We start from the raw sequence: 17,416 nt of genomic DNA on the forward strand, positions 1-17,416 counted from the left end.
ATTAAATCTAAATAGTGGATCTCCCCACTGGCTTCGGTAGAATTGCGCGCAGATTGTTTGCTCATTACTACTGAGGTCAGGTATGAAAGATTTTCTTATTGCTCCATCCATTTTATCGGCAGATTTTGCTCGTCTCGGTGAAGATGTCGAGAAAGTACTCGCAGCGGGTGCGGATGTGGTGCATTTCGACGTTATGGATAACCACTATGTACCAAACCTGACTTTTGGTGCACCTGTGTGTAAAGCACTACGCGATTACGGCATCACCGCACCAATCGATGTTCACCTAATGGTGAAGCCGGTTGACCGCATTATTCCTGATTTCGCAAAAGCGGGTGCGTCGATGATTACATTCCATGTGGAAGCTTCTGATCATGTAGACCGTACACTGCAGTTAATTAAAGAGCACGGCTGTCAGGCTGGTGTGGTACTAAACCCAGCAACGCCACTTGCGAGCCTTGAGTTCATCATGGACAAAGTCGACATGATTCTACTGATGTCGGTTAACCCTGGCTTTGGTGGTCAATCATTCATTCCTCACACGCTAGATAAACTGCGTGCAGTTCGTAAGATGATCGATGAGTCTGGTCGAGATATCCGTTTAGAAATTGATGGCGGTGTGAAGGTTGACAACATTCGTGAAATCGCAGAAGCGGGCGCAGACATGTTCGTTGCAGGCTCGGCAATTTTCGGTCAGCCAGATTACAAACAAGTGATCGACCAAATGCGCACGGAGCTGGCTGAAGTAAAATAAGCCCCGATATACGCGCGATAATACCCTGATTTTAAAGGCTGTCACTTTATTGGTAGCCTTTGTTATTTCTAACGTTGGATGAAATAAAATATCCCCTGCGTTGAGCAAATAATCACTTGCCTATTTTGCGCCCTTTCTGTACTATTCGTGCTCCTTAAACTCAGTCAATTATCTTTAGTTCCTTGCTTCCTCTGGACGACTGAGCCATTTGTGGAAGCTGAATAATCCGTAAGGAGCAACCAATGCGTCATTACGAAATCGTATTCATGGTGCACCCAGATCAAAGCGAGCAAGTTGCTGGCATGATCGAGCGTTACACTGGTTCAATCACTGAAGCTGGCGGTAAAATCCACCGTCTAGAAGACTGGGGCCGTCGTCAACTGGCTTACCCAATCAACAAGCTTCACAAAGCTCACTACGTTCTTATGAACGTTGAAGCTGACCAAGCTGTAATTGATGAGCTAGAAACTGCTTTCCGTTTCAACGATGCAGTTCTACGTAACATGATCATGCGTACTAAAGCAGCGATCACTGAGCAATCTATCATGCTTAAGCAAAAAGAAGAGCGTGCTCCACGTCGTGAAGAGCGTTCTGAAGCTAAGCCTGAAGCTAAGTCAGAAGCTGCTGAGTAAGTTTTCTTATGGCCAATCGAATGGAGCTGAGCGGCACTATTGCCAAACCGCCCATTCGTAGTAAAAGCCCTGGTGGCATTGAACACTGTCGGTTTTGGCTGGAGCATCGCTCTACTATTATCGAAGCTGACTTACCTCGACAAGTTTATTGTCGTATGCCGGTAGTCGTCAGCGGGCTTGGGTCACAAGCACTAACTCAGAATTTAGTTCAAGGCAGTAACATTAAGGTAAGTGGTTTTGTCACTTATCAAACCGGCCGAAATGGCGTGGGAAAATTAGTGTTACACGCCGACAACATTACTCAAATTTAAGATCAGGAGATAGCCCATGGCTCGTTTCTTCCGTCGTCGTAAATTCTGCCGTTTCACTGCAGAAGGCGTACAAGAGATTGATTACAAAGACGTAGCAACTCTTAAAAACTACATCACTGAAGCTGGTAAAATCGTACCTAGCCGTATCACTGGTACAAGCGCTAAGTACCAGCGTCAACTAGCACGTGCTATCAAGCGTTCACGCTACCTAGCTCTACTACCGTACACTGACAAGCATCAGTAATCGGTTCATTTTATTAAGAAAGAGGATTAAGCAATGCAAGTTATTCTACTTGATAAAATTGGTAACCTAGGTGGTCTTGGCGATACTGCAAACGTTAAATCTGGCTACGCTCGTAACTTCCTTATCCCACAAGGTAAAGCAGTTATGGCAACTAAAGCTAACGTTGAAATGTTTGAAGCTCGTCGTGCTGAACTAGAAGCTAAAGTTGCTGAGCAACTAGCTGCTGCAGAAGCTCGCGCAGAGAAAGTTAACGCTCTAGAAGCTGTAGTTATCGCTTCTAAAGCTGGTGACGAAGGCAAACTATTCGGTTCTATCGGTACTCGTGACATCGCTGACGCTATCACAGCTGCAGGCGTTGAAGTTGCTAAGAGCGAAGTTCGCCTTCCTGAAGGTGCTCTACGTACAACTGGTGAGTTCGAGATCAGCGTTCAACTTCACTCTGAAGTTTTCGCAACTGTGAACCTACAAGTTGTTGCTGCTGAGTAATTCAGTATCAAGACGAAATACTAAAAAGCACCTCTTCGGAGGTGCTTTTTTTATTTCTAAAACTGGGAGAAAAAACGGGTTAAAAAGCGAAGAGTAAATTAACGGAAAAAACGCTATCCGCTTTGCTTAAGCCTTCAGGCACTTTATCGTGATACTGACGAGAGTGTGCCAGCTTCAGTGCAATATCTTCAGTAATATCATTGGTCACGCTGAGTTCACTATCGGCCCGAGTGTTACTTTTACCTGTTACCAACGTAATATCAGCCGCGAAACTCAGATTATCTAATGCGTGCCAAGTCGTATTGATATTCCCTCGAAAAATGCCTTCTCGAACGATATCGGGAAAGACAATGTCGTCATCATCTATCTCATCTAAATTTGGTTCTTGATAACGAAAACCAGGACCGACTTCTACCTCTAAAATGAAGTTTTCAGTGTAGGAAAACTGGTAACCCAAACCGCCTGATAGGGTGTAGTCTTTAAAATAGGCACTGTAACGAGAATCCACCCCTTTAAAGCTGCCATACAAATACGTTTTAGGACCTAACTTGTAGTCACTCTGTAGGGCGTAGGTGGATGAGCGTTTGTCTTCTTCACCGTCTTTGTACAAGTTGTAGTACTTCCATTCACCATTAGAACGGTGTCGACCTGACGTATATTCAGCACTCAAACGAGCATTCAGGGAACGAGAGTCCGTGTTACCTGTGTGAGCTTGATAGCCGAACTCCACCTCGGTTTTTAATGGGTCGGGCACATCAATATTTTGCTCTGGCTGTACTGATTCGTCAGCATACGATGCACTAGCGCATAGTAGGCTAAAGCTAAGTAACCAGTATCGGGACACATCAACCTCGAACGTAATTAAAAAGGAGGGGCATGATACTGATACAGATATTTTGTTGGGTCAATGGTAGGTTAATTTTTATTAGAGCTGGGCGGAAGAACCAGACTATTACTTGTGCGGTTCGCATGTTGATTTCTTAACAAGTAATTGTCGCTTCGGGGAAGCATCTCAGTTAGGTTAAGGTTATAATCGTGGGTCAATAGTAGTTATCGAGCAAAGTCATGGCGGAAAACAGAAATCGCAAACCTTCAGACAGTCAGGTCGACGCAATCAAAGTGCCACCTCACTCACTAGAAGCCGAGCAATCAGTAATTGGTGGTCTCTTACTGGACAATGAACGTTGGGACACCGTTGCCGAACGTGTTGTAAGCAGTGATTTCTATAGTCGTCCGCATCGCCTGATTTTTGAAGGTGTAAAAACCATTCTTGAAGCGGGCAAGCCTCTCGATCTTATTACTTTATCGGAATACCTGGAGCGTCACGAGCAATTAGAAGATGTGGGCGGTTTTGCTTACCTTGCAGATTTGGCGAAAAATACGCCAAGTGCCGCTAACATTAACGCGTACGCTGATATTGTTGCCGAGCGTGCGATCGTCCGTGGTTTGATCGGTGTCGCGAATGAGATTGCGGATGCGGGTTACGATCCTCAAGGTCGAAGTTCGGAAGATCTGATTGATATGGCGGAGAGTAAAGTTTTCGCCATCGCTGAGTCACGAACCAGTGAAAACGAAGGGCCACAAAATGTCGATAACATCCTCGAAAAGACGTTAGAACGTATCGAGTTGTTATATAAAACGCCGCAAGATGGTGTAACGGGTGTCGACACAGGTTTCACTGACCTCAATAAGAAAACCGCAGGTTTGCAAGGTTCTGATTTGGTGATTGTCGCGGCGCGTCCATCGATGGGTAAAACGACCTTTGCGATGAACTTGTGTGAAAATGCGGCCATGCAACAAGAGAAGCCTGTGCTTATTTTCTCGCTAGAGATGCCAGCCGAGCAGTTGATGATGCGTATGTTGGCCTCTTTGTCTCGCGTTGACCAAACCAAGATCCGTACGGGTCAGTTGGATGACGAAGACTGGGCGCGTATTTCTTCTACTATGGGTATCTTGATGCAGAAGAAAAACATGTACATTGATGACAGCTCCGGTCTAACTCCGACCGAAGTGCGTTCACGCGCTCGCCGTATCGCACGTGAACATGGCGGTCTGTCGATGATCATGGTCGACTACCTTCAGCTTATGCGCGTGCCTGCACTCTCTGATAACCGTACGCTGGAAATTGCGGAGATATCGCGCTCTCTGAAAGCGCTGGCAAAAGAGCTGAATGTGCCCGTCGTGGCGCTGTCTCAGCTTAACCGTTCCCTAGAGCAACGTTCAGATAAACGCCCAGTAAACTCGGACTTGCGTGAGTCGGGCTCTATCGAGCAGGATGCCGACTTGATCATGTTCATCTACCGTGACGAGGTGTATCACCCAGATAGCCCATACAAAGGCACGGCAGAAATCATCATTGGTAAGCAACGTAACGGCCCTATCGGCTCTGTGCGTCTCACCTTTCAAGGTCAACACTCGCGCTTTGACAACTACGCGGGTCCTGCATTCGATATTGATGATGAGTAACCCCATGAGCTATATGAAAGCGGCCAAGGCGTGCATTGATTTGTCTGCGTTGCAGCACAACTTACAGCGCGTGAAAGCGCAAGCGCCCCAAAGTAAAGTGATGGCTGTAGTGAAGGCCAATGGCTATGGTCACGGATTACGTCACGTTGCAAAACATGCCAACCATGCGGATGCCTTTGGCGTAGCTCGCATTGAAGAAGCGTTGCAACTGCGCGCTTGTGGAGTAGTAAAGCCAATTCTATTGCTAGAAGGTTTTTACTCTCCAGGTGACTTACCTGTTCTTGTGACGAACAACATCCAAACCGTGGTGCATTGTGAAGAGCAGCTTATCGCTTTGGAGCAAGCCGACCTTGAAACTCCGGTTGTCGTGTGGCTTAAGATTGACAGTGGGATGCACCGTCTTGGCGTTCGCCCTGAGCAATATGATGAGTTTGTCACGCGGTTGAAAGAGTGTCCAAACGTAGCCAAGCCGTTACGTTACATGAGTCACTTTGGCTGTGCAGATGAGCTGGATAGCCATATCACTCCCCAACAGATTGAGCTGTTTAAGTCGTTGACCTCTGGTTGTCAGGGGGAGCGTTCACTTGCTGCATCTGCGGGGTTGTTGGCATGGCCTCAAAGCCATTTGGATTGGGTTCGTCCGGGCATCATCATGTATGGTGTATCGCCATTTGATGACAAGACCGCACAAGATCTGGGGTATCAACCCGTGATGACACTTAAATCCCATCTTATTGCGGTACGTGAAGTTAAGAAGGGCGAAAGTGTTGGCTACGGCGGTATGTGGACCAGTAAGCGAGATACAAAAGTCGGTGTCATCGCAGTAGGGTATGGCGACGGTTACCCAAGAAGTGCCCCGAACGGCACTCCGGTTTGGGTAAATGGTCGTAAAGTACCTATCGCAGGTCGAGTTTCTATGGATATGCTGACGGTCGATTTGGGACCAGATGCAACGGATAAAGTCAGCGACGAAGCGATTCTTTGGGGGAAAGAGCTCCCAGTAGAAGAAGTGGCGGGTCACATTGGTACCATTGCGTATGAACTCGTGACTAAGCTAACGCCTCGCGTCGAGATGGAGTACTCAAAATAAACAGCGAAAGGCTAACCTAAGGTTAGCCTTTGTTTTATCTACTCACCGTTAATCGTAGCAATAACGCGGCGGCCGCCGCCAAAGTCTCGGTGCTCACCCAAGTAAATGCCCTGCCATGTTCCTAAAGCTAATCGACCATTTTGGATTGGTATCGTCACACTACTGCTAAGTAGGGATGCTTTAATGTGTGCTGGCATGTCGTCATCACCTTCATAGGTGTGCTGATAATAAGGAGCACGCTCTGGTACAAACTTGTTGAAATGCGCTTCCATGTCCATACGCACGGTTGGATCAGCATTCTCATTTAAGGTCAAACTGGCGGAGGTATGCTGAATAAATAGGTGTAATAAACCTACTGAAAGCTCGTTTATTTGTGGTAATTGTTGTTCAATTTCATCAGTTATTAGGTGAAAACCGCGGCTTCTCGCTTTTAATTGCAGTGTTTTTTGTGCCCACATACGTGTTCCTTTGGAAATTTATAAATTGGCGTCTATCCTATTCCAATTAGAGCCTGTCATTAGTAAGTGATATGATTCTTGTCATCGTAAATGAATTGTTCATTTTCAGGGCAGGGAACGTGACCTAACTCAATGTGAGTGTAAATACTCTCAGTCATAATTGGCACCTGAAAAAAAATTACAAAGACTTGTTTTGCGGCAATTCGCCCAAACATCTAATTAATATTCTATTTGCTAAATCGGGGATTCCACAGTTTTCGCTAGACTGTAAGGAATGGAACCTACTGTAACATCGGGATAAAGACCATGTTGAAAAATATCAATCCAACGCAAACACAAGCTTGGAAAGCGCTAACTGCGCATTTCGAATCTGCACAAGATATGGATCTTAAAGAGTTATTTGCTCAAGACGCAGCGCGTTTCGACAAATACTCTGCACGTTTCGGCTCAGACATCCTAGTCGATTACTCAAAGAACCTCATCAATGAGGAAACTCTGAAGCACCTGTTCGCTCTTGCGAACGAGACTGAGCTGAAATCTGCAATTGAAGCGATGTTCAGTGGTGAAGCGATCAACCAAACAGAAGGTCGCGCTGTTCTTCACACTGCACTACGTAACCGCGCGAATACACCAGTAATGGTAGACGGCGAAGACGTAATGCCAGCAGTGAACGCGGTTCTAGAAAAAATGAAATCATTCACTGAACGCGTTATCGGCGGTGAGTGGAAAGGTTACACAGGTAAAGCAATTACAGATATCGTGAACATCGGTATCGGTGGTTCTGACCTTGGTCCTTACATGGTGACGGAAGCTCTAGCACCATACAAAAATCATCTAAACCTTCACTTCGTATCTAACGTTGATGGTACTCACATCGTTGAAACGTTGAAGAAAGTTAACCCAGAAACGACGCTATTCTTGATCGCGTCTAAGACGTTCACAACGCAAGAAACCATGACTAACGCGCACACTGCTCGTGATTGGTTCCTAGAGTCTGCGGGTGATCAAGCGCACGTGGCTAAGCACTTTGCTGCGCTTTCAACGAACGCGACAGCCGTGTCTGAGTTCGGTATTGATACCGCGAACATGTTCGAATTCTGGGACTGGGTTGGTGGCCGTTACTCACTATGGTCTGCAATCGGTCTATCAATCGCATTAGCGGTAGGTTACGACAACTTCGTTGAGCTGCTTGAAGGTGCTCACGAGATGGACAAACATTTCGTATCAACGGACCTAGAAAGCAACATCCCTGTGATCCTTGCTCTGATCGGTATTTGGTACAACAACTTCCACGGTGCGGAATCAGAAGCTATCTTACCTTACGATCAGTACATGCACCGTTTCGCGGCGTACTTCCAGCAAGGTAACATGGAATCAAACGGTAAATACGTTGACCGTGAAGGCAATGCTGTGACTTACCAAACGGGCCCTATTATTTGGGGTGAACCAGGTACCAACGGTCAGCACGCGTTCTACCAACTGATTCACCAAGGCACTAAGCTGATCCCATGTGACTTCATTGCACCTGCAATCAGCCACAACCCAGCTAGCGATCATCACCAAAAACTGATGTCCAACTTCTTTGCGCAAACTGAAGCACTAGCGTTTGGTAAGAGTGAAGAAACCGTGAAAGAAGAGTTGGTGAAAGCAGGTAAGAACGCTGAAGAAGTGGCAGCGATTGCGCCATTCAAAGTGTTTGAAGGTAACCGTCCAACAAACTCTATCCTAGTGAAGCAAATCACGCCTCGTACGCTAGGTAACTTGATCGCAATGTACGAACACAAAATCTTCGTACAAGGTGTTATCTGGAACATCTTCAGCTTTGACCAATGGGGCGTGGAGCTAGGTAAACAACTGGCTAACCAAATCCTACCTGAGCTTGCAGACGAGTCTCAAATCGGCTCGCATGACAGCTCAACAAATGGTCTAATCAACGCATTTAAAGCGTTCAAAGCTTAATGTTTGGTTTGAATAGATAAAGAAAAGGTCAGCAAATGCTGACCTTTTTTATTGCCTGAGGCAAAAACAAAATAGGTTGGCCAGTGCCAACCTATTTTTTCTCTTTTATTCGAAGCAAATTTCGATAAAGGCATTTCCCCATTGGGAAGAGAAAGGCATGATGATGATTGAGCCCTCACACTTGTGGCGAATCGTATGGCCTCGGCCAGAAACCACTACCGGTGTTGCCATATCAAAATCAAAACCACTTTCCGCCAGAATGCGTTTCGCACCACCAGTAACCATGTTGGTGATCTCACCCACCATATCGGTGACCTCTTCATTGAGTCCATTTGGACGCTCACCAAGCATATTCTGCATGATTTCTAGAGCTAGCGCTTCATCAAAGGTAATCGACATTGAACCACGAGTTTGTGGACCTACCATGCCAATCAGACCAGAAACGTCACCTCGTGCGATCTCATCTTTTTTGATTCGCGGTTTTTGTGGCTTCAGCTCAAGAGAAGCCATGGTTTTTAGCACGTTCATTAAAGAAGCTAAAAACGGGTTTACAAATTCAGCGCGCATAACGTTCTTCTATACTTTTTCTTTCGTCTCGGAGGAACAGGCCTGGCATTCACCATGAGTTTCAATAACTTGGTTGGTCAGTTTGAATCCATGCTTCTCGGCGTTTTCGGCTAACAAGGATATCAGCGTCTCATCTTCGAGTTCAACGACATCACCACATTTATCGCAAATTAGTAATTGGAAAAAGTGCTGCTGAGTATTGAAAGAACAACAAGTAATAAAGCTATTTGTCGATTCCACTCGGTGGATGAAGCCTTGCTCTAGGAGAAAATCTAATGCTCGATAAACAGTGGGAGGCTTAGCCTGAGGCTCACTCTCTTTTAGTTGCTCCAATAGCTCATACGCACTTGAGGCGCGGCGATTAGAACAAATGAGTTCAAATACGCGTCGGCGTTGCGGAGTCAATCGTACTCCACGCTCTGCGCAGATACTTTCAATTTGTTCAATGATTGTTGGGTTCAAACCTTTCACCATAACTATCGGACGTGCTCTATGATAAATCATTTCTATACGAAGTTCGTTTAGAAATGCTTCATTTTACCCACTATCAGAACGAAAATCATGAATTAAAGCAAGTCGGTGGTGGTGTGAAGTCGGAATAGTCATCACAGAATGAATCAACGAGTGACGAATTCGTATTACTGCTGCATATTCTTAAGCATTTGGCTAGCCAGTCAACCAAATCATTCTCGCTGAAACTAGCACCTAGAGGTGCTTGGGTATACAATACCCGACTTATTTTTTGAGCGTACTGCTGCGCTCGACCTTGGCAACATAAAAACGGGTGTTTATATCATGACTCATTCTTGCAGGCTCTCCGTAGCACCAATGCTCGACTGGACCGATCGTCATTGTCGCTACTTCCATCGCTTAATGACCAAAGAAACCCTGCTGTACACTGAAATGGTGACGACAGGTGCGATCATTCATGGAAAAGGAGATTTCCTCGCTTACAACGAAGAAGAGCATCCGTTGGCCCTTCAGTTGGGTGGTTCAAACCCAGAAGACTTGGCAAAGTGTGCCAAACTGGCTCAAGAGCGTGGCTACGATGAGGTTAACCTCAATGTGGGTTGCCCGTCTGACCGTGTACAAAACGGTCGCTTTGGTGCTTGCCTAATGGCGGAACCGCAGTTGGTTGCGGATTGTGTCGCTGCAATGAAGGACGTGGTTGATATTCCTGTGACAGTCAAGACTCGTATTGGTATTGATGATCAAGATTCTTACGAGTTCCTAACGGATTTTGTTTCTATTGTCTCAGAAAAGGGGGGCTGTGAGCAGTTTACTATCCACGCGCGTAAAGCTTGGTTAAGTGGCCTTAGCCCAAAAGAAAACCGCGAGATCCCACCATTGGATTACCCACGCGCTTACCAATTGAAGCAAGACTTCTCACACCTAACGATTGCGATTAACGGTGGCGTGAAATCATTAGAAGAAGCAAAAGCACATCTTCAGCATCTTGACGGTGTGATGATTGGTCGTGAAGCATACCAAAGCCCATATTTACTGGCATCGGTAGACCAAGAGTTGTTTGGCTCTAATGCTCCAGTGAAGAAACGCAGCGAAATTGTTGAAGAGATGTATCCATACATTGAAGCGCAATTAGCGAAAGGTGCGTACCTTGGTCATATTACCCGCCACATGTTAGGTTTATTCCAAAGCATGCCCGGTGCTCGTCAATGGCGTCGTCATATCAGTGAAAATGCGCACAAACCAGGTTCTGGTCTAGAAGTGCTGCAAGACGCGTTAGCGAAGATTCCAAAAGAATTGAATGTGTAAAATTCACCAGTGGTTGGCTAAAATTACCAACTAAAGAACAAGTAAGCCAGAGTGCAGAAATGCCTCTGGCTTTATTTTTGAATAAAAATCATTGTGTTATCTTTATCTTGGTAAGTTGGTATGGAAACTGCTCTGTTTATTAAAAACAAATGGAGAAGTGATTATGTTGGAGCTAATCTTTATTTTAGTCTTTGCGGCGACCCTATTGGTTACCGGTATCACAATGATGACCGTATTCGCAGCAACCGGTATCGCGTTAGTTGTGATGTTTTTACTGGGAATGGTCGGAGCGGTACTCAAACTATTGCCATGGTTAATCGTGATTGCATTGGGTGTTTGGTTCTTCAAGAATTACGTTGCCCAGCCCCGCTATAAATAATGAGTGACATGATTTAGTTGATAGAGAGACGTGAGAGTATGGTATATTTCTTCTCACGTCTTCAACGTGAACATCAGCTATCTCGGAGTACACACTACATGACAAATAAAGCGACCATCGCTTTAACAGCATTATCGTTGGCAGTATCTTTTCCTGTTTTTGCAGAATATTCTGTATCGACGAAAGTCGGCGCAGAGATCTGGGCTGCTGACACTAAAGTAAATGAAGTAAGACGAGATAGCAGCACAACAGGCGCATTTTACGCGGCGATTGAGCATGATGTGAAATACGTTCCTAATGCGCGCCTTCGTTACTCAAGTGTTGATGCGGATTACATGGGGTTCGATAAGCTCGATTTCACCATGTACTACCAAGTTCTGGAGCATGATTTATTGCATTTTGATGCGGGTGTTACATTCAGTAATTTAAGTGACACTAAATACATTGATGCTGGCTCAAACAAGCGTATAGAAGAGTTTGATGAGCTGATTTGGGCTTGGTACGGTTACGCAGAGATTCAAGTTCCGGACACAAATTTTGATGTGATTGGTGAGATAAACTTTGGTGACAACAAAGGTATCAAAAGCACTGATTTCATGGCCGGTGTTCAATACCATGTACCGCTCGAAAAAGCTCAACTGGCTTTTCGTGGTGGTTACCGCGTGATTGATTTGGAGTCCGAGAAATTCATGTCGGATCTAGGGAAAGAGTTTATTTTTGCTAACGGCTTTTTTGTGAGTGCAGAATACGCATTCTAAATGCAGCCAGATTAGATACTCGATTTTTTAAAACGTCGCTTTATAAGCGGCGTTTTTTTATATCACTTCATTATATCCAATCGAATTTTCTGCCTATTTTGCTGACTTAGACCATGCTTACCTAGGAGCAATGTGAAAGTTAAAGCAGGGATAGCGATGACAATAAACGAACTAAGACATCTATTCCGTGAAAACCAGCTTGTCGAAGCGATTATTGAACCTGCAATCCAAGAGGGTGGCTGGGTTGTGGAGTTCAGACATGCGCGCGGTGGTTTTGTTTTTCTGACGGACTGTCATGGTGAAGAATGTCTTTATGAAGATTTGGATGCAGCGTCAAAATCGGCAATGGCAGTAGGCTTTCAACAAGTCCGCATTGAAGATCGATGAGCAAAAAGTAAGCCGTTCTTACTTCCAAAAAGTTATAAAACATTCACTTCTATTCTTTCTTGTTATTAAGGAGAGTGGGTACTCTATCGTCACGCAATGAATAGGGATGTCGTGATAATGTCTTTTCAAAAGAATGAGTATTCTCACAAGAATGTGTCTGAAGATAATAATGGGCAAGGAGGAAATCCTCCAATCGCAAGCCCTCTGAATGACCAACAAATTAGCTCACTCCAACAAACTGTCTCTGAGTTGTCTTCACAGCAACTTGCTTGGGTCAGTGGGTATTTTTGGGGATTAGCTCAAAATCAACCAAATACAGCGGTAACGCCAATTGCACAAGCGACGGCAGCCGTATCAGCGAAGCCTGCAGGTAAGTTGAGTATTATTTTTGCTTCCCAAACTGGCAACGCTAAAGGCGTTGCTGAAGCTCTAGAACAGGAAGCAAAAGCAGAAGGAATTGCTGTCGAACTTTTTGATGCAAGTGATTACAAAGGTAAAAACTTAGCCAAAGAAACACATGTCATTATTGTGGCATCGACGAATGGCGAAGGCGAAGCACCAGATAACGCTATAGAGCTACACGAGTTTTTGCAATCTAAGAAAGCTCCTAAGCTGTCAAACCTTCAATATGGCGTTATTGCTCTGGGTGACTCGAGCTACGAATTCTTCTGCCAAACCGGTAAAGACTTCGACGCTTACCTATCAAAGTTAGGCGCGACCCCATTTATCGATCGTCTTGATTGCGATGTGGATTATGAAGCACCAGCAGCTGAATGGCGTAAGAATGCGTTAGGTAAGGTAAAAGATACGCTTTCTTCTGGCACTGAAGCGGATGTGGTTCAACTTCCTGTGGGTCAGGCGGCGACTGCGCACTCTCCTTACAATAAACAAAACCCATACACAGCGACGTTACTGACCAGTCAAAAAATCACGGGTCGTGATTCTGGAAAGGATGTTCGTCATATAGAAATTGACTTGGAAGGTTCGGGGTTAACGTATCAGCCTGGTGATGCGCTAGGTGTGTGGTTTGAAAATAGTTCAGAACTTGCTAATGCCATTCTTGGTAAGGTCGGTTTGTCTGGGGTTGAAACCGTTGATGTTGATGGCGAAAGCTTGTCAATCCATAGTGCTCTCGTGAGTAAATATGAAATCACAACATCTAACCCACAGCTCATCACAAAGTTTGCCGAGTTATCCGGTAGTAAGAAGCTACAAAAGCTGGTTGACGATAAAGATAAACTTCGCGAGTACTCTGCCAATACTCAAATTGTTGATGTATTGGCAGAGAAGAAAACCAAGTTAACCGCAGATGAGTTGATTAGTTTGCTTCGTCGTCTTACTCCTCGCCTTTACTCTATTGCATCAAGCCAAGAAGAGGTCGATGAAGAAGTACACCTAACGGTTGCTTTGGTTGAGTACGAACAAAACGACGAAAAACGATATGGTGGTGCGTCTAGCTTCTTAGCACAGCGTCTCGAAGAGGGAGATGAAGTTAAAGTATTCGTTGAGCATAACAACAACTTCAAACTGCCGGAAGATGATAGCACTCCAATTATCATGGTTGGTCCGGGCACTGGGATCGCACCATTCCGTAGCTTTATTCAGGAACGTGAAAACCGTGATGCTGAAGGCAAAAACTGGTTGTTCTTTGGTGATCGCACGTTCACTCAAGACTTCTTGTACCAAGTGGAATGGCAAAAGTACCTCAAGTCAGGAGTACTAAGCCGATTGGATGTTGCCTTTAGTCGTGACCAAGTAGAAAAGGTTTACGTACAACATCGCATCTTAGAAAACTCAGCTCAAGTGTGGCAGTGGATCCAAGAAGGCGCTTATATCTATGTCTGCGGTGATGCAACGCGTATGGCAAAAGATGTGCACGACGCACTGGTTATCGTTGCTGAACAAGAAGGCAAGATGCCGCGTGACGATGCAGAACAATTTATTAATGACCTACGTAAAGCGAAACGTTATCAGAGGGATGTGTACTAATGACTTTTTCTACTGAAAATAACAAGCAGATTGTATTAGGCGAAGAGCTAGGGCCGCTATCTGATAACGAGCGCCTGAAGCGAGAAAGTAACTTATTACGTGGCACCATTGAGCAAGATTTACAGGACCGTATTACTGGTGGCTTTACTGCCGACAACTTCCAGTTAATTCGTTTCCACGGTATGTATCAGCAAGACGATCGTGATATCCGTAATGAACGCACAAAGCAAAAGCTAGAGCCATTGCATAACGTGATGCTTCGTGCTCGCATGCCTGGAGGCATCATCACGCCAACGCAATGGTTAGCGATCGACAAGTTCGCAACGGAGCACTCTTTATATGGAAGTATTCGTCTAACGACGCGCCAAACGTTCCAGTTTCATGGAGTATTGAAACCGAATATTAAGTTGATGCATCAAACGCTCAACAGTATTGGCATTGATTCGATTGCAACCGCGGGTGATGTAAACCGAAACGTGTTGTGTACCACTAACCCGGTCGAATCAGAACTTCATCAAGAAGCTTATGAATGGGCGAAGAAGATCAGTGAACACCTGCTTCCAAAAACACGTGCTTACGCTGAGATTTGGCTGGACGGTGAGAAAGTAGAAAGCACTGAAGAAGATGAACCTATTCTGGGTAAAAACTATTTACCGCGTAAGTTTAAAACCACAGTGGTTATCCCACCGCAAAATGACGTAGATGTACACGCTAACGATCTCAACTTCGTAGCGATTGCAGATAACGGCAAGCTGGTTGGTTTTAACGTCCTGGTCGGCGGCGGTCTAGCGATGACACATGGTGATACGTCAACTTATCCGCGCCGCGCTGACGACTTAGGTTTCATCCCATTAGAGAAAACGCTTGATGTTGCAGCGGCGGTGGTTACCACTCAGCGTGATTGGGGTAATCGCTCAAACCGTAAGAATGCCAAAACCAAATACACACTTGACCGTGTAGGTACTGATGTCTTTAAAGCCGAAGTCGAAAAGCGAGCAGGCATTCAGTTTGAAGCAAGCCGCCCGTACGAGTTTACTGAGCGTGGTGACCGTATTGGTTGGGTAGAAGGAATTGATGGTAAACATCACTTAGCACTTTTCATCGAAAATGGTCGTCTGCTGGACTTCCCAGGTAAACCACTTAAAACGGGTGTTGCTGAAATTGCCAAAATCCATAAAGGCGATTTCCGTATGACTGCCAACCAGAACTTAATTGTTGCGGGGGTACCTAAAAGCGAAAAAGCGAAGATCGAAAAGATCGCTCGTGAACATGGCTTGATGGATGACAATATCAGTGAGCAGCGCAAAAACTCAATGGCGTGTGTTGCCTTTCCAACGTGTCCGCTAGCGATGGCAGAGGCAGAGCGTTTCCTTCCTCAGTTTGTTACTGATGTGGAGGGGATTTTGGAAAAGCACAACCTACCAGAAAATGACAACATCATTTTGCGTGTAACTGGGTGTCCAAACGGTTGTGGTCGCGCCATGTTGGCTGAAATTGGTTTAGTGGGTAAAGCGCCAGGTCGTTACAACCTACATTTAGGTGGTAACCGTGCTGGTACTCGAGTACCAAAAATGTACAAAGAGAACATCACGGATAAGCAAATCTTAGAAGAGATTGATCTGCTGGTGGCTCGATGGTCGAAAGAGCGTGAAGAAGGCGAAGCCTTCGGCGATTTCACTATTCGTGCAGGCATTATCCAAGAAGTGCTCGTATCAAAGAGGGACTTTCATGCTTGATTCTGTAGCATCCAGGCTGGAGCTTACAGAGTTACTGACATTAACAAAGACGGAGCAAATCCTCCGTCTTGCTCAAATTAATGTCGAACTCGAAAAGCTTTCAGCACAAGAGAGAGTAGCGTGGGCTTTAGATAATCTAGAAGGCGAGTTTGCGGTTTCTTCTAGTTTTGGTATTCAAGCCGCGGTTATGCTTCATTTAGTGACTCAAGTCAAAGCGGATATCCCCGTCATTCTAACCGATACAGGATACCTGTTTGCTGAAACCTATCAATTCATTGATGAGCTGACAGATGCTCTCAACCTAAACTTAAAAGTTTATCGAGCGAAAGAAAGTGCGAATTGGCAAGAGGCTCGATATGGAAAGTTATGGGAGCAGGGTGTAGAGGGAATTGAAAAATACAACAAGCTCAATAAAGTGGAGCCAATGCGTCGAGCGCTAAAAGAGCTTAATGTTGGAACGTGGTTCTCTGGACTACGTCGAGAGCAAAGTAAATCACGAGCAGGTTTACCGATACTATCAATTCAGAACGGTGTGTTTAAGTTTTTGCCAGTAATTGACTGGACTAATAAAGACGTTCATTACTACTTAGAACAACACGGCCTTAAATACCACCCATTGTGGGATGAAGGTTACCTTTCAGTTGGTGATACTCATACCACTCGTAAATGGGAGCCGGGAATGTCAGAGGAAGAAACTCGATTCTTTGGTTTAAAACGAGAGTGTGGTTTACATGAAGATGATGGTTCAGAACAAGATGGGTCCGGCATATAACCATAGTGACCTTTAAATCGAGTTTAGAGTAAATAAAGAAAGCTGCAATAAAGCAGCTTTCTTTATTTATAGCACCTGAAAAACACGCTTTATAGAATAACTCTGTGGATAAGTTGTGCGAGTTCTTGGGGTAAAGTTGAATAAATAAAGCTTTGATCGAAAACTCATCGCTTAACCATTATTTTTGCAATTTTTGAAAAATAACGCTTGCCAATGTGAGCGCGATCTCTATAATGCCTCCTCGTCGACAGGGCAAGGGCTCACAAGGGTTTAAGCGAAGTTGATAAGGCTGAAAAGAAAAACGAAATAATTTAAAAAAAGTGTTTGACACAATAAATTATCTCGCTAGAATGGCCGCCTCTTCCGAAGTGATGTCAATCACAAAGAAGAGTTGCTCTTTAACAATATAGACCTATCAATCTGTGTGGGCACTCGTTGATGATAATCCAAATAGTTTCTTCGGAAACAATTTAGGTTTCAATGATACGAAGTGACCATTGAATCTTCGGATTCAGCACAGTCAATTCAAACATTACTTTATGTAATGTTCAGTATTCATTGAGCCGAACAAAATCTTAAATTGAAGAGTTTGATCATGGCTCAGATTGAACGCTGGCGGCAGGCCTAACACATGCAAGTCGAGCGGAAACGA

At 44.9% G+C, this 17,416-nt stretch carries 19 protein-coding genes and 1 rRNA gene; 16 read left to right on the plus strand and 4 right to left on the minus strand.

Annotation, left to right across the window (positions count from 1 at the left end):
• Nucleotides 1–82: 82 nt before the first annotated feature.
• The 5 genes from rpe to rplI all read left to right on the plus strand — a co-directional run bounded on the left by rpe (nt 83) and on the right by rplI (nt 2,427).
• Nucleotides 83–754: a ribulose-phosphate 3-epimerase gene (rpe, locus tag MSG33_RS22240; RefSeq protein WP_005395709.1), complete on the plus strand. Its 672-nt coding sequence runs from the start codon at nt 83–85 to the stop codon at nt 752–754.
• Nucleotides 755–996: 242 nt separating this feature from the next.
• Nucleotides 997–1,386 carry a 30S ribosomal protein S6 gene (gene rpsF / locus MSG33_RS22245; protein WP_005381299.1) on the plus strand — a complete coding sequence of 130 codons (390 nt, stop codon included), beginning with the start codon at nt 997–999 and terminating at the stop codon, nt 1,384–1,386.
• An 8-nt stretch (nt 1,387–1,394) separates the two neighbouring features.
• Nucleotides 1,395–1,697, plus strand: a complete 303-nt coding sequence (gene priB, locus MSG33_RS22250) for a primosomal replication protein N (RefSeq protein ID WP_005381298.1) — start codon at nt 1,395–1,397, stop codon at nt 1,695–1,697.
• A gap of 16 nt (nt 1,698–1,713) precedes the next feature.
• On the plus strand, nt 1,714–1,941 hold the full coding sequence (gene rpsR / locus MSG33_RS22255) for a 30S ribosomal protein S18 (protein ID WP_000090472.1): 228 nt from the start codon (nt 1,714–1,716) through the stop codon (nt 1,939–1,941).
• Nucleotides 1,942–1,974: 33 nt separating this feature from the next.
• The gene (gene rplI / locus MSG33_RS22260; RefSeq protein ID WP_005381278.1) at nt 1,975–2,427 is read left to right on the plus strand and encodes a 50S ribosomal protein L9; all 453 of its coding nucleotides are present in this window, start codon (nt 1,975–1,977) and stop codon (nt 2,425–2,427) included.
• A 79-nt stretch (nt 2,428–2,506) separates the two neighbouring features.
• Here the strand turns inward: rplI and MSG33_RS22265 are convergent, their stop codons facing one another.
• A complete protein-coding gene (locus MSG33_RS22265) occupies nt 2,507–3,271 on the minus strand; it encodes a DUF481 domain-containing protein (RefSeq protein ID WP_006743223.1) in 765 nt (254 codons plus the stop codon).
• Between the two features lie 221 nt (nt 3,272–3,492).
• Here MSG33_RS22265 and MSG33_RS22270 point away from each other — a divergent pair, with 221 nt between their 5' ends.
• Complete coding sequence (locus MSG33_RS22270; protein ID WP_005395704.1) at nt 3,493–4,893, plus strand: replicative DNA helicase; 1,401 nt, start codon at nt 3,493–3,495, stop codon at nt 4,891–4,893.
• 13 nt (nt 4,894–4,906) lie between these two features.
• Nucleotides 4,907–5,983: an alanine racemase gene (gene alr, locus MSG33_RS22275; protein WP_041853013.1), complete on the plus strand. Its 1,077-nt coding sequence runs from the start codon at nt 4,907–4,909 to the stop codon at nt 5,981–5,983.
• 38 nt (nt 5,984–6,021) lie between these two features.
• On the opposite strand, the gene MSG33_RS22280 is transcribed toward alr, so the two are convergent.
• On the minus strand, nt 6,022–6,441 hold the full coding sequence (locus tag MSG33_RS22280) for a secondary thiamine-phosphate synthase enzyme YjbQ (RefSeq protein ID WP_248382155.1): 420 nt from the start codon (nt 6,439–6,441) through the stop codon (nt 6,022–6,024).
• A gap of 306 nt (nt 6,442–6,747) precedes the next feature.
• On the opposite strand from MSG33_RS22280, the gene pgi reads away from it, so the two are divergent.
• Nucleotides 6,748–8,400, plus strand: coding sequence for a glucose-6-phosphate isomerase (gene pgi / locus MSG33_RS22285; protein WP_139059620.1), 1,653 nt, complete (start codon nt 6,748–6,750; stop codon nt 8,398–8,400).
• Between the two features lie 105 nt (nt 8,401–8,505).
• Here the strand turns inward: pgi and MSG33_RS22290 are convergent, their stop codons facing one another.
• Together MSG33_RS22290 and zur are read right to left on the minus strand one after the other, a co-directional pair.
• Nucleotides 8,506–8,967: a chemotaxis protein CheX gene (locus MSG33_RS22290; protein WP_005381269.1), complete on the minus strand. Its 462-nt coding sequence runs from the start codon at nt 8,965–8,967 to the stop codon at nt 8,506–8,508.
• A gap of 9 nt (nt 8,968–8,976) precedes the next feature.
• On the minus strand, nt 8,977–9,441 hold the full coding sequence (zur, locus tag MSG33_RS22295) for a zinc uptake transcriptional repressor Zur (RefSeq protein ID WP_005381268.1): 465 nt from the start codon (nt 9,439–9,441) through the stop codon (nt 8,977–8,979).
• 321 nt (nt 9,442–9,762) lie between these two features.
• Here zur and dusA point away from each other — a divergent pair, with 321 nt between their 5' ends.
• The 8 genes from dusA to MSG33_RS22335 all read left to right on the plus strand — a co-directional run.
• The gene (gene dusA / locus MSG33_RS22300; RefSeq protein ID WP_046874642.1) at nt 9,763–10,743 is read left to right on the plus strand and encodes a tRNA dihydrouridine(20/20a) synthase DusA; all 981 of its coding nucleotides are present in this window, start codon (nt 9,763–9,765) and stop codon (nt 10,741–10,743) included.
• Nucleotides 10,744–10,906: 163 nt separating this feature from the next.
• Entirely contained in the window at nt 10,907–11,122 is a 216-nt protein-coding gene (pspG, locus tag MSG33_RS22305; protein WP_005398086.1) for an envelope stress response protein PspG, read from the plus strand.
• Between the two features lie 98 nt (nt 11,123–11,220).
• On the plus strand, nt 11,221–11,880 hold the full coding sequence (locus tag MSG33_RS22310; protein WP_104971004.1) for a TIGR04219 family outer membrane beta-barrel protein: 660 nt from the start codon (nt 11,221–11,223) through the stop codon (nt 11,878–11,880).
• A gap of 156 nt (nt 11,881–12,036) precedes the next feature.
• Nucleotides 12,037–12,267 (plus strand): hypothetical protein, encoded by a 231-nt coding sequence (locus MSG33_RS22315; RefSeq protein WP_248382159.1) that lies wholly within the window; start codon nt 12,037–12,039, stop codon nt 12,265–12,267.
• A 117-nt stretch (nt 12,268–12,384) separates the two neighbouring features.
• The gene (locus MSG33_RS22320) at nt 12,385–14,256 is read left to right on the plus strand and encodes an assimilatory sulfite reductase (NADPH) flavoprotein subunit (RefSeq protein WP_248382157.1); all 1,872 of its coding nucleotides are present in this window, start codon (nt 12,385–12,387) and stop codon (nt 14,254–14,256) included.
• Nucleotides 14,256–15,992 (plus strand): assimilatory sulfite reductase (NADPH) hemoprotein subunit, encoded by a 1,737-nt coding sequence (gene cysI / locus MSG33_RS22325; protein WP_053807695.1) that lies wholly within the window; start codon nt 14,256–14,258, stop codon nt 15,990–15,992. Before MSG33_RS22320 ends, cysI begins: the two co-directional genes overlap by 1 nt.
• Nucleotides 15,985–16,764: a phosphoadenylyl-sulfate reductase gene (locus MSG33_RS22330; RefSeq protein ID WP_139059615.1), complete on the plus strand. Its 780-nt coding sequence runs from the start codon at nt 15,985–15,987 to the stop codon at nt 16,762–16,764. The genes cysI and MSG33_RS22330 overlap by 8 nt, the downstream gene beginning before the upstream one ends.
• Before the next feature lie 577 nt (nt 16,765–17,341).
• Nucleotides 17,342–17,416, plus strand: a 16S ribosomal RNA gene (locus tag MSG33_RS22335); the annotation flags it as partial.

Origin of the sequence: Vibrio sp. 1CM7H (genome assembly GCF_023161645.1) — a bacterium.
Classification (GTDB): domain Bacteria; phylum Pseudomonadota; class Gammaproteobacteria; order Enterobacterales; family Vibrionaceae; genus Vibrio; species Vibrio diabolicus.

Coding starts and splice junctions, on each gene's coding strand:
- MSG33_RS22290 (WP_005381269.1), bottom strand. CDS start 8,967: ATGCGCGCTGAATTTGTAAACCCGTTTTTAGCTTCTTTAATGAACGTG.
- rpsF (WP_005381299.1), top strand. CDS start 997: ATGCGTCATTACGAAATCGTATTCATGGTGCACCCAGATCAAAGCGAG.
- MSG33_RS22270 (WP_005395704.1), top strand. CDS start 3,493: ATGGCGGAAAACAGAAATCGCAAACCTTCAGACAGTCAGGTCGACGCA.
- priB (WP_005381298.1), top strand. CDS start 1,395: ATGGCCAATCGAATGGAGCTGAGCGGCACTATTGCCAAACCGCCCATT.
- MSG33_RS22330 (WP_139059615.1), top strand. CDS start 15,985: ATGCTTGATTCTGTAGCATCCAGGCTGGAGCTTACAGAGTTACTGACA.
- MSG33_RS22310 (WP_104971004.1), top strand. CDS start 11,221: ATGACAAATAAAGCGACCATCGCTTTAACAGCATTATCGTTGGCAGTA.
- MSG33_RS22315 (WP_248382159.1), top strand. CDS start 12,037: ATGACAATAAACGAACTAAGACATCTATTCCGTGAAAACCAGCTTGTC.
- cysI (WP_053807695.1), top strand. CDS start 14,256: ATGACTTTTTCTACTGAAAATAACAAGCAGATTGTATTAGGCGAAGAG.
- zur (WP_005381268.1), bottom strand. CDS start 9,441: ATGGTGAAAGGTTTGAACCCAACAATCATTGAACAAATTGAAAGTATC.
- dusA (WP_046874642.1), top strand. CDS start 9,763: ATGACTCATTCTTGCAGGCTCTCCGTAGCACCAATGCTCGACTGGACC.
- rplI (WP_005381278.1), top strand. CDS start 1,975: ATGCAAGTTATTCTACTTGATAAAATTGGTAACCTAGGTGGTCTTGGC.
- rpsR (WP_000090472.1), top strand. CDS start 1,714: ATGGCTCGTTTCTTCCGTCGTCGTAAATTCTGCCGTTTCACTGCAGAA.
- MSG33_RS22280 (WP_248382155.1), bottom strand. CDS start 6,441: ATGTGGGCACAAAAAACACTGCAATTAAAAGCGAGAAGCCGCGGTTTT.
- pgi (WP_139059620.1), top strand. CDS start 6,748: ATGTTGAAAAATATCAATCCAACGCAAACACAAGCTTGGAAAGCGCTA.
- rpe (WP_005395709.1), top strand. CDS start 83: ATGAAAGATTTTCTTATTGCTCCATCCATTTTATCGGCAGATTTTGCT.
- pspG (WP_005398086.1), top strand. CDS start 10,907: ATGTTGGAGCTAATCTTTATTTTAGTCTTTGCGGCGACCCTATTGGTT.
- MSG33_RS22320 (WP_248382157.1), top strand. CDS start 12,385: ATGTCTTTTCAAAAGAATGAGTATTCTCACAAGAATGTGTCTGAAGAT.
- alr (WP_041853013.1), top strand. CDS start 4,907: ATGAAAGCGGCCAAGGCGTGCATTGATTTGTCTGCGTTGCAGCACAAC.